Origin of the sequence: Italian clover phyllody phytoplasma str. MA1, from assembly GCF_000300695.1 — a bacterium.
GTDB lineage: Bacteria > Bacillota_I > Bacilli_A > Acholeplasmatales > Acholeplasmataceae > Phytoplasma.
The window spans coordinates 1-11,265 of sequence record NZ_AKIM01000045.1 but is presented as its reverse complement, the minus strand read 5'-3'; the positions used below and the strand labels follow the sequence as shown (position 1 = coordinate 11,265).

Below are 11,265 nucleotides of genomic sequence, written 5' to 3'. Positions count from 1 at the left end.
GGTACCACTTTTGTGGGGTACCTCAAACAACAAAAAAGCTATGTGTTTACATAGCTTTTTCATTTCTCTCATTCCTTTATCGACTAATGAGTCTTTTATATTTTTTTAAACCTTTTCTTCAAAACTTTTTTTCAAATCAGGGTTAAAGGTTTTTTCTTTAATCATTTTTATTTCTTCTTTATAAGGAGCGAAACCATTAATAAAAGGGGTTTCTAATATTTTGGGTAAAGATAAAAAAGAAGGATGATAAATAATATTAATTAAAGCTTCAAAACCGATATTTCCGTAACCAATATTTTCATGACGATCTTTTTGACTGCCTAAAACGTTTTTAGAATCGTTAATATGAAAAACAGATAAATATTGTTGACCCACAATAGAATCGAATTCTTCCATCACTAATTCAAAGTTATTTTTAATATCATAACCAGAATCAAAAACATGACAAGTATCGAAACAAACAGAAATTCTTTTTTTATCTTCAATCAAAGTAATAATATCTTTTAACTCTTGAAAAGAAGCGCCTATTTCGTTTCCTTTACCGGCCATAGTTTCTAAAGCTATCCCCACTTTTAAACCAGCAGTATTTTTAAAAATTTGGTTGATACCTAAAGCGATAAATTCTATCGCTTCTCTTTTGTTTTTATTCATGTTATTGCCAGGATGAAGTACCATTCGAACAATTTTCATTTGTTCAAATCTGTATAATTCTTTCGTTAAAAAATCAATCGCGAAAGTTCTTTTCGCTAAAGAAGGGTTGGCCAAATTAACAATATAAGGTGCATGACCTACTAAATCATTAGGGTCTAAATTATGTTGTTTCATTTGTTCGAAAGTTTCTAATAAGTTAGCATTTTTCAAATCAGATCTAATAGTGTTTTGTGGCGCTCCAGTATAAATCATAAAAGCATTAGCGCCAAAAGATAAACTTTTTTTTAAAGAGCCTAAATACATTAAAGGTTTATTAAAAGGGACATGACTACCTATTTTTATCATTTTTTTTATCTCTTCTTTTGGAAAAATGAGGTTTATTTTTTTTACCATTTTTATTAGGAAAACTCATTTTATCATTTTTTTTATAAAAATTGTATTTATGGTAGGAAGGGTTAATTGTATTATTAGGAGTTTGTTTCTTAGGACGAACTTCTTTTTTAACTTCTTCTTGAAAACCTGTTTTAGTTAAAGTAATATTATGAAAATAAATATCATTAAGTTTTTTAATTTTATCCAAGGAAGTTTTATCTTTCTCGTTATAAATCACTAAAACGTTACCATCTTTGCCCATTCTACCTGTACGACCGCTACGGTGTTGGAAAAACTCTAAATTACGGCTCGGCAAATCATAATGAATTACCCAAGTAATATCTAAGTCTATCCCTCTGGCGGTTAAATCGCTAGAAATAATATATTGATATTTCATTTTTTTAATTTCAGCCATATGTTGTTTTCTTTGTTTAACTGATAAGTCAGAAGAAAAGTTTAAAACATTTAAATTAGCTTCTTTTAAACCTTCATAAACCATAAATTGGTCTTTTTTATGAGAAACAAAAATTAAGGCTAAATAAGGGTTTAAAGTTTTAAAAAAATGAACCAAATTATTAATTCTTTTATCAGAAGAACTTTCTAAAGCGTAATATTTTAAATTTATTTTTTGTTCTGAATTAACATCTAAAAATAAAGATTTTCCGAAATATTTATTAATGAAAGGTTTCATAGCGGGCGTGATGGAAGCAGAAAATAATAATATTTTAGGTCGCCATTTAACCAATAAAGGGTCTAACCCATTTAAAGATTCTTGATCAAATAACATATCCGCTTCATCTAATACTAAATAAGCAGCTTTAAAAATATTTAATTTGTTTAAAGTTTGGGCATATTCGCTTAACTTACTTAAAGTAGTGATCACCACGGGAGGTTGTTTTTTTTCCAAACTAGAGAGTATTTTTTGTTTATCCATTCCACCGTAAAAAATCTTTACTTTAGAATTTTGTTTTTCAATTTCTTTTAACATATTAAAAACTTGAAAAACAAGCTCATTAGTAGGAACAACTATCACCGCTTGAATCATGTTTTTATTCCAGTCTATTTTGCTTAAAATAGGCAATAAATAAGCATGAGTTTTACCTGTTCCTGTAGGAGCGATTCCTACTAAGTTAAAAGGTTTATCAAACTCCTCGAAAAATTTTTTTTGTATCGGAGTAATAGTTTTAAATTTTAATAATTTTAATTTGTCTTGAAGATAGGTCTGCATTATTTCAACCCTTTCTTTTGTGATAACGTAAATATTTTCCGTCTTTAAACCAAAGAAAATAAAAAAATAAAATAAAAAAGTATTTTTTTAGTCTTTTTACTTTAAAATATTAATAAATAGATTTTTTTGAGAGATCTAAATAAACAATTAAGGAAAGAGAAATCCATGAAAAAAAACAATAAAAAAATTCCGCCAAAAAAACTAAAAAAAAATAATAAAACACCAATAGTAATGAAAAAAACTAAATTTTTTACTGTTACTAATTTAGTAATTTTTCTAGCTATCTTAGTTTTTTCATTGGTTCCTATTTTAGCCATTTATAGATTTTGGAAAAGTTAAGAATGACTTTTAATCCGTTAAGAACCAAAACCATTCAGAACCAAAAAAAAACATATTTTTTTCAGAAAACTTTTCTTTTTTAAAAAAAATTAACATAAGACATAAAAAAAGCTTTTATTTTAAAAGCTTTTTTTATAGGTATTGCTTTCAATGTCTTCATAAATAAGTTGTAAAAGTTTATTGTTGAACTTATATTGTTTATTATTATTTAAAGAAGAATATTCTTTAGTTAATTCAATCGCTTCGTTAATAATAATTTTATGAGACAGTTTTTTTTCCATTAATTCGAAAGTAGCTAAACGAATAATAGCTTTATCAACTTTATTCAATCTATCTAAAGTATAATCGTATAAGTTTTTTTGAATAATATTATCTATTAAAACAATATTATTAATTAATTGTTCCACAAGAACGATATTTTCATTAATATTAGGGTTTCGGACTTGAAGTTCGTTGTGGTAAAAATCATATTGATATAAATTATTAATGATTTTGACCCTTAGCTCTTTCATCTTTTTAGGAAACATATATATTTGGTGGTAATGCAAATTAGTTTGTGAATTTATCATTGTTTTTTCAACAAAGCTTCTTCTAAATTTTTAGCCACTTGTTGCCAATTAACGACATTATAAAAAGCTTCTATGTAATCTGGGCGACGATTTTGATAATGCAAATAATAAGCATGTTCCCAGACATCTATCCCTAAAAGAGGGTAGCCTACATTTAAAACCGTATCTTGGTTAGCCGTACTAACTACTTCTAATTTCTGGTGGCGGTTTAAAATTAACCAAGTCCAACCGCTACCAAAAACAGTTTTTGCTTTTAAAGCTATTTGGTCTTTTAAATTTTCGACACTCTGATAATCACGTTCGATCAATTCTTTTAATTTACCAGCAGGTTGAGTACCATTATTAACTTGTAAAGTTTGCCAAAAAAAGGAATGATTATAATGCCCGCCGCCGTTATTTCTAACAGCAGTCCTTGCTTCTTCAGGTACTAAAGATAAATCTTTTAATAAAACCTCTAAATCAGCGTTAATTTGTGGATATTTTTCTAAAACAGTATTTAAGTTGTTGACATAAGTTTGATGATGTTTTTGATGATGTATTTCCATTGTTTTAGCATCAATGAAAGGTTCTAAAGCATCGTAAGCATAAGGTAATTGAGGTAGTTGATATTTTTTCATAATCTTAATCCAAATTCTCCTTTTTTAAATTGACTAATCTATTGGCAAAGATTTAGTTGACTTTTAAATGATATCATAATAAAAACTTCTTCATTAAACATTATAACACTTTTATAAGTGCTAAAAGGAGTAATTAAGAAATTTTGAAGTTTCTTTTGAAAAAAGGTTTAAAGTTAGTTTAAAACTTTTCTAAGATCAATAAAAAATGATTTTAAAACCACTTATAAAGAAAGTTTGGACTAACTTAATAATTATCAATAATAACAATAATTTATTAATTTAGTCCAAAGTTATCTTTCATCCGCTTATTTTATTTGTTGAAAAAACTTTCTTTTCCTTATTTAGTGAAAAAATGTTTATCTATTTCGTTGATCGCGATTAACCAATGATGCAACATTTCGTGATACAAATTAAAGCTTGATGCGTTAGTGTTAGTTTGAAAACCAATTTGGTTCTTAATTTGACTACTAACAATATCTATCCTTTTTTTAGTTAAAAAAGACGATTCGTTAGTTTGAGCTTTTTTATAAAACAAAGCTCCTCCTAAACTGCCTATTAAAAAAATTAATAAGTAAAGAAAAATATTTTTAAAAAAGATAAAAAACATATATTTTTTTAATTTCTTTCTAGTTGAGATTATTATGGATATTATTTAATTTCTAAAGATTTCAATCCTGCTAAGTTTAACAAACTCCAAGGTTTGTTGAAATAAGGGTGGAAAAAGAAATCTACAAACGCTAATTCATCAATAGTCATATTTTTTTGAATACATACGCTTAAAGTATTCATTTTTTCTGTTAAGTCAGCGTTAGATAAAATTTGTCCGCCTAAAATCTTACGTGTTTCTTTATCAAAAACTACTTTTAATAAAGCTGATTCATAATCCGGCATAAATTCAGGTCTGTTAGCGTCTCTTATCGTTACAGCAGCATAATTTAAACTTAATAATTTAGCCACATTTTCAGTTAAACCGGTAGAAGAGATGTTTAAATCATAGATTTTAATACCACTAGTACCTTGAGTGCCTAAATATTTATGTTTATTTTCTTTAATATTCATTCCTATTAAAGTTCCCATTCTAACAGCGTTAGTCGCTAAAGGAATGTATTTATACTCTTGTGTCGGGTTATAATAAATATTAACACAGTCGCCACAAGCATAAACATCTGGATTAGAAGTTTGCAAGTATTCATTAACTACTAAAGCGCCATTAGGAGACGTTTTTAATCCATGGCTCACTAATTTAGTGTTCGGAATAAAACTAATACACATAATAACCATTTCTGTTTCAAAAACTTCTTTATCAGTGTGTACGTGAGTAATTAACCCATTAGAAGTTTCTAATTTAGAAACTCTTTGTCCTAAAGCCAATTTAACATTATTTTTAGTAAAAGCGCCTTGAGCTAAATCAGTAAATTCTTTATCTAAGTATTTAGACATTATTCTTTCTTCCGCGTCAATCAACACTACTTCTTTACCTTGATGAGAGAAAGATTCCGCTAATTCAACACCAATATAACCAGCACCCACAACAGTAATTTTTTTCACGCCAGCAGCGTATTCAATAATTTCGTTGGCGTGGGCAAAGTTTTTGGATAATAATAAATTTTTAGAATCCATTCCGTCTAAGCGAGGAATAACTGGCCAAGAACCAGTAGATAACACTAGCTTATCAAAACGATCTACAAACTCTTCGTTAGTTTTTAAGTTTTTAACAACGATTTCTTTTTTATCAAAATCTACTTTTAAAACTTCGTGCTCTAAATTGACATTAGCGCCCATTTGCGTTAATTCATCTGGGTTGGAATAAAATAACCCTCTTCTATCTTGGACAACTCCGCCAATATATAAAGCTATTCCGCAAGAAAGAAAGGAAACTGTGTCGTTTCTCTCATAAACAGTTACATCAACATCGCTATAATTTTTTTTAATGGTTTTAACCGCAGCAGTTCCTGAATGAGTACACCCTATAACAATAACTTTTAACATGAAAAACCTACCTTATTAATTATTTTTATTGAAAATAACATGTTAATTTATTTTATATCTTTTATTGCTTCCTAAAAATTCTTGAACAACAAAAATAAATAACATTTAAAAAAATTTTAAATAATAATTATATCATAATAAAAATATATTCAAATATTATATAATCTACCATTATTATAACATATTTTGGTTTTAAACCTAAACTTAAATCATTTATTCTTCTGGCAATCTCTCGATTATCATTTCATCTTTAAACTTTTTCAAAATAGTTTTATTAATTTTCACTCTTTTGACAAAATCATCTTGAGTAAATAATTTTTCTTTACGGTTCATCACAATGTTATCCGCCGCTACTTGCCCTAAACCATCAATAGCCACAAAAGGCATTCTTAAAGCTTTATCATTTTCAATCACAAATTCGTTTGCTTCTGATTTATTCAAATCAATCGGTAAAAATTGATAACCTAATTGGACCATTTCATAAGCGCTTTTTAAAGTATTAATGCGACTTTGTTCTTTCGCGGTTAATTCTTTTTTAACGGTTTTTTTCATAGTGATTTGTTCATCATCAAGATTTTTATCCGCTTTTCTCAATTCTTTCTCAATTTCGGGAGCTGTTTTCAACATGACATTATAATCAAATTGATCGGCTCTTTTGGAGAAATAACCACTATAAAACAATAAAGGATGATTGACTTTAAACCAAGCAATCCTCATGGCCATTAAAACATAAGCCGCAGCATGTGCTTTCGGAAAAAGGTATTTTATTTTGGTTAAAGATTTTAAATACCATTGCGGTATTTTAGCTTCTATGGGATAAATTAATTTTTCCCATTCTTGGGGATGAGTATGAGGTTTGCCTTTGCGGACAAACTCCATGATATCAAAAGCTCGTAAAGAATCAACACCTTTTGCGATTAAAGTATTCATAATTTCATCACGACAAGCGATCACTTCGTCAAAAGAAATTTTTGTCTTGATATCTTCTTGGAAATCGCCTTTACCTGCTAAAATGTCTTTCGCATTTTGAGTCCAAACATTCGTTCCGTGCGATAAACCTGATACTTTCACTAAAGTAGAGAAATTAAAAGTTTTTTTCTCTTTGTCATAAATATCTTTTAACATCGCGATAACAAAATTAGTGCCAAATTCAGGCACAGCGATAGAGGTTTTATTCTTGCCTTTATTAGCGAATAATTCGTATACTTTAATATCATCTAACGGAATATCTTGATAACGATCAAACGTGAATAAAGAAGGATGTTTTTTCACATAATCCATGAAAAATTTAATTAACATTGGATCATCATGACCTAAAATATCCATTTTAAATAAATTATTTTCAAAAGAATGGTAATCAAAATGAGTCGTTCTCCATTTGGATTCCGTATCATCAGCAGGATACTGAACTGGTGTAATTTCATAGATTTTATGCCCTTTAGGAACTACTACGATTCCTCCTGGGTGTTGACCTGTTGAACGTTTCACGCCTTCAATCATCGCGGACCTGCGGCTAATTTCCGAAACACGTATTTCCTCATCCAAACCTTTATCTTTGACAAAACCTTTTACATAACCATAAGCGTTTTTTTTTGCTACCGTTTGGATGGTGCCGGCTCTAAAAACGTGTTCTTCCCCTAATAACTCTTTAATATAATCATGGGCTTTACTTTGATAATCTCCTGCAAAATTTAAATCGATATCTGGGGTTTTATTGCCTTCAAAACCTAAAAAGGTTTCAAAAGGAATATCTTGTCCGTTTTTACTAAAATTGACGTTACATTGAAAACATTTTTTATCCGGTAAATCATATCCAGAATAAGTATGTTCTAAAATATCATAATCATTAGGATCATCTTTTTTAACGTATTTTTGGTATAAAGGGTTTTTTTTCTCTTCTTCGGTCATTTTCATCACGGTGTATTGACATTTGGGACAATTATAATGCGGCCTTAAAGGATTTACTTCAGTAATTTCTAACACATTAGCAATAATAGAAGAACCGATCGAACCACGAGAACCTACTGAATAACCATCTTCCATAGATTTTTTAACTAATAAATAAGATAAATAATAAATAGGAGTAATGCTTTGGTTAGTGTTTTTTTGGTTATCATCTCCTAAAATACTTTTCAACTCTTTATCAATTCTTTCTTGAATTAAAGGGTGCACTATTTTACCATATAAAGCTTCAATACGAGTTGTAATTAAAACCTTCATTTCTTGCTTAATACTAGGAACCTTTAAATTTTGAGCGAAAGTATCATCTTGCAGAGAAAACAACTGTTGGGGGAAAATTTGAATTTTATCAATTTGTTGGTTCAATAAATGCGGATTATTAATAACTAAATCTTTTCTCAATAATTCATCTTCAATAAAACTAAAAGCATCCAACATTTCTTGAGTGGTTAATAAATGGTTATCAGGTAAATTTTCAGAGCTAAATTTAGATAATTTATGTAAACCACCACCAATTAATTTAGCGTTAATATACATTTCACGATAAATTTTTTCATACTGATGCAGGTAATGAACATCTCCTGTCGCGATAATTATTTTACCTTGTTTTCTTGCTTCGTTAATGATTTTTAACAAAGTATTTTGCACGATAGACAGAGCGTCAATTTCCGGATCGTCGCCGCCTAAGTCATAAATCACATGTTTATAAGCGTTTAGCGGTTGAACTTCGATATAATCATAAAAAGCGATCGCTTCTGCTAAATCTTGTTCACTCTTGTTTAAAGCTGTTTCAAAGACATTACTATCAAAACAACCGCTACCGACTAATAAATCTTCACGATGTTGGTTTAATTTAGATTTCAATAAACGGGGTTTTTTATAAAAATCTTGCGTTAAAGAATCACTAATTAAATAAAATAAATCTTGGTAACCGGTTTGGTTTTTCGCTAAAACATTCACATGATAAGATCTTTCAAACAAAGTATCAGCTGCCCCTTTTAAATCATAAAAAGTCAGTACTTCTTGTTCTTCTAATTTCTTCATCATTTCCATATAAACCAAAGCGGTAGTTTCGGAATCATATAAAGCTCTATGACTATGACCTTCTAAAGTTGGTTTAGCTTTAAAAACTTTCGCCAATCTTTTTAAAGAAAAAAACTTTAAAAATTGGTGGAAATATTTTTGCGATAAAGGCATAGTATCTATCACAGGTTGAGGTTCATAAGAAAGGCTTAATCTTTTCACGTTTTCCAATAAGAAATCCATATCAAAAGAGGCGTTATGAGCTATTAAAGTATAGCCTTTAGCAAAATCTAAAAACTTCGGCAAAATCGCATCAATAGTGGGTTTGCCTTCTAAATCTTGGTTCGTAATTTGAGTAATTTCTTGAATTCTTGGGTTTAATTTAGTTTGTGGATCTACTAATTCATCAAACATTTCTTCTGTGATTTTGCCATTTTCAATCCTCACAGCCGATATTTCAATAATTTTATCTCTTATTTTAGAAAAACCGGTTGTTTCTAAATCAAAAACAACGTATTTATGGTTTTTTAAGGTAAAATTAGGGAATTGGGGGTATTGTTCTTGGTTAGTGATATAAAGGGGTTTTTCCGCGATAAAATCGAATTCAGCCCCTAAAATAGGTTTTATTTTTTTACCACGCAGATGTTTTTCTATTTCTGGAAAAGCATAAACTCCGTTATGATCGGTAAAAGCAAGCGCTTCATGACCCCATTTTTCAGCTATATCAAGATAATCTTTCACACTCGTTACCGCGTCTAAATTAGACATTTTAGTATGGAGGTGAAATTCAATTCTTTTTTTATCTGGATAATCATCTTGTCTTTGGTACATCAAAGGCACATTATCTAGAACTTGATATTTAGGAGTCGCATTTTTAGGAGTAAAATTAAAATAGTATTCTTGGTTTTTAGCGTTAAAATCAACAAAAGTTTCTATTTCTACTAAAACACCTTCTTGAAAATCTTTTTTAATTTGAGTGTAAAAAGTGTTAGTTTTACCTTTATAACTTTGGTTTAAAAAACTTTTATATTCGATAGAATCTTGTTTGGTTTCAGGATCTACTAAAAAAAACTTAACTAAAACGCTTTGGTTATTTTTAATAGGTAATTCGGTCACTTGTTGCACATAACCTTTAACTCTAAATGCGGGATTATTTTGTTTAAAGGTTTTTAAAGCGCTGTTTTTAACCGGAATATCTTTAAAAGAAATTAAAGGTAACCCGTTATGATCCCATTGTTGCTGTCTTTTTTCAGCCATTACATCACCTTTATTGAGGAATTGGTAAAAACATTGGTGTTCTTCTTCAAATAATTTTTGTAAACTCGGCAGAAGATCCAGTTGAGTAAAAATATTTTTTAAATAAGGAGGCAAATCAAACTCACAAGTTTTCTTCTCTACATCAATAAAAGGTGTTTGATCCAAAATCTTATATATTTCGTTTTCCTGCTTTTGAGCGATAATATTAATTAAATTAATTTTAAATTTTTCTTCAGAAGTTAATTCGTCCTTATCCAGATTATTAAAACCACCTATAGTAGGATCTTTTAACTCTAATAGAGTTAAAAGATCTGGATATTCCGTCATAAATTCTAAATCTATGCCATAACGGTGGATAAAAAAAGTGTTTAATTCCTTTAAAATATCAGTTCGATGGAAATATTTTAAAAGAATCGGATTTAAGCGAAAGACAACTTTTTTCTCTTCCCAAGAGATAGTCGGCGTAGAATTGAAAAGATCTAAAAAAGACTCGTTGGCTTCTGTTTTTTTCTTTTGCAAAATGTATTGGAATTGTTTTTCCCAGATTTTTTCATCTTTTAAATAGTTAAAATGGTGGAATTCATAACATACATGACAAGAAATGTTTTTCACGACTTCTTCGGTATGAACTTTAATAAATTCTTGTAAATGTTTACGGAATTCATCTAAAAGCGCAACTTCAGAAGGGAATTCGTCCGCGGTCACAAAAAAAGTCCAACTAATTTGGGACAGATCTACCAATACTTCTTGTAATTGAAATTGTTGTAATTCTGGTTTTTTTAAGGTTTGGAGAAATTCTTCGAACTTATGAGACATTTTTTTACTCTTTTTAGTTTTAAATTTTAAAATCAGTGGAGATATAAAAAAGAAAAACACATGAATTTCATGTGAGCATAAGGAATAAATATTATTTTTTTGGTACTGATGATCGGACTTGAACCGATATGAGTTTAACCTCGTTTGATTTTGAGTCAAATGCGTCTGCCAATTTCGCCACACCAGCATACATTTTAATTATAACATAATTAAAAATATTCTTAATCTTTTTTGTAAAAGGTTCTTTTTTGTAAAAGAGGTAATTTGCTTATTAATTAATAATATATATTAAATTAGAAAATTTTTAAGTTTCTTAATAATTGTAAAATAAAAAGATTGATTTGTCAATTTTTTTTTAAAAAAAAGAGAGTCTCTAAAAGAGGCTCTCTTTTTAAAGATAATTAACACAACTTAAAGAAGAAAATATTATTTACGAAATTAGACA

Annotated in this window: 8 protein-coding genes and 1 tRNA gene; 1 reads left to right on the top strand and 8 read right to left on the bottom strand. The window is 28.8% G+C overall.

What is annotated here, in order from left to right:
• Nucleotides 1-105 precede the first annotated feature (105 nt).
• The gene (locus tag RI01_RS02135) at nt 106-996 is read right to left on the bottom strand and encodes a deoxyribonuclease IV (RefSeq protein WP_026052447.1); all 891 of its coding nucleotides are present in this window, start codon (nt 994-996) and stop codon (nt 106-108) included.
• Nucleotides 980-2,251 (bottom strand): DEAD/DEAH box helicase, encoded by a 1,272-nt coding sequence (locus RI01_RS02130; protein ID WP_017193022.1) that lies wholly within the window; start codon nt 2,249-2,251, stop codon nt 980-982. The genes RI01_RS02135 and RI01_RS02130 overlap by 17 nt, the downstream gene beginning before the upstream one ends.
• A gap of 165 nt (nt 2,252-2,416) precedes the next feature.
• Between RI01_RS02130 and RI01_RS03765 the strand changes: the two genes are divergently transcribed.
• Nucleotides 2,417-2,590: a hypothetical protein gene (locus RI01_RS03765; RefSeq protein ID WP_017193021.1), complete on the top strand. Its 174-nt coding sequence runs from the start codon at nt 2,417-2,419 to the stop codon at nt 2,588-2,590.
• A 119-nt stretch (nt 2,591-2,709) separates the two neighbouring features.
• Here RI01_RS03765 and RI01_RS02125 read toward each other — a convergent pair whose 3' ends face one another.
• The 6 genes from RI01_RS02125 to RI01_RS02100 form a co-directional block, all read right to left on the bottom strand.
• The gene (locus RI01_RS02125) at nt 2,710-3,159 is read right to left on the bottom strand and encodes a transcription antitermination protein NusB (protein WP_017193020.1); all 450 of its coding nucleotides are present in this window, start codon (nt 3,157-3,159) and stop codon (nt 2,710-2,712) included.
• Nucleotides 3,156-3,776, bottom strand: a complete 621-nt coding sequence (locus RI01_RS02120; RefSeq protein ID WP_017193019.1) for a superoxide dismutase — start codon at nt 3,774-3,776, stop codon at nt 3,156-3,158. Before RI01_RS02120 ends, RI01_RS02125 begins: the two co-directional genes overlap by 4 nt.
• Before the next feature lie 337 nt (nt 3,777-4,113).
• On the bottom strand, nt 4,114-4,311 hold the full coding sequence (locus tag RI01_RS02115; protein WP_235728185.1) for a hypothetical protein: 198 nt from the start codon (nt 4,309-4,311) through the stop codon (nt 4,114-4,116).
• Between the two features lie 113 nt (nt 4,312-4,424).
• The gene (locus tag RI01_RS02110) at nt 4,425-5,765 is read right to left on the bottom strand and encodes an FAD-dependent oxidoreductase (RefSeq protein ID WP_017193017.1); all 1,341 of its coding nucleotides are present in this window, start codon (nt 5,763-5,765) and stop codon (nt 4,425-4,427) included.
• Nucleotides 5,766-5,978: 213 nt separating this feature from the next.
• Nucleotides 5,979-10,820 (bottom strand): PolC-type DNA polymerase III, encoded by a 4,842-nt coding sequence (locus tag RI01_RS02105; protein WP_017193016.1) that lies wholly within the window; start codon nt 10,818-10,820, stop codon nt 5,979-5,981.
• Nucleotides 10,821-10,920: 100 nt separating this feature from the next.
• Nucleotides 10,921-11,007: transfer RNA gene (locus RI01_RS02100), tRNA-Leu, on the bottom strand.
• Between the last annotated feature and the right edge of the window lie 258 nt (nt 11,008-11,265).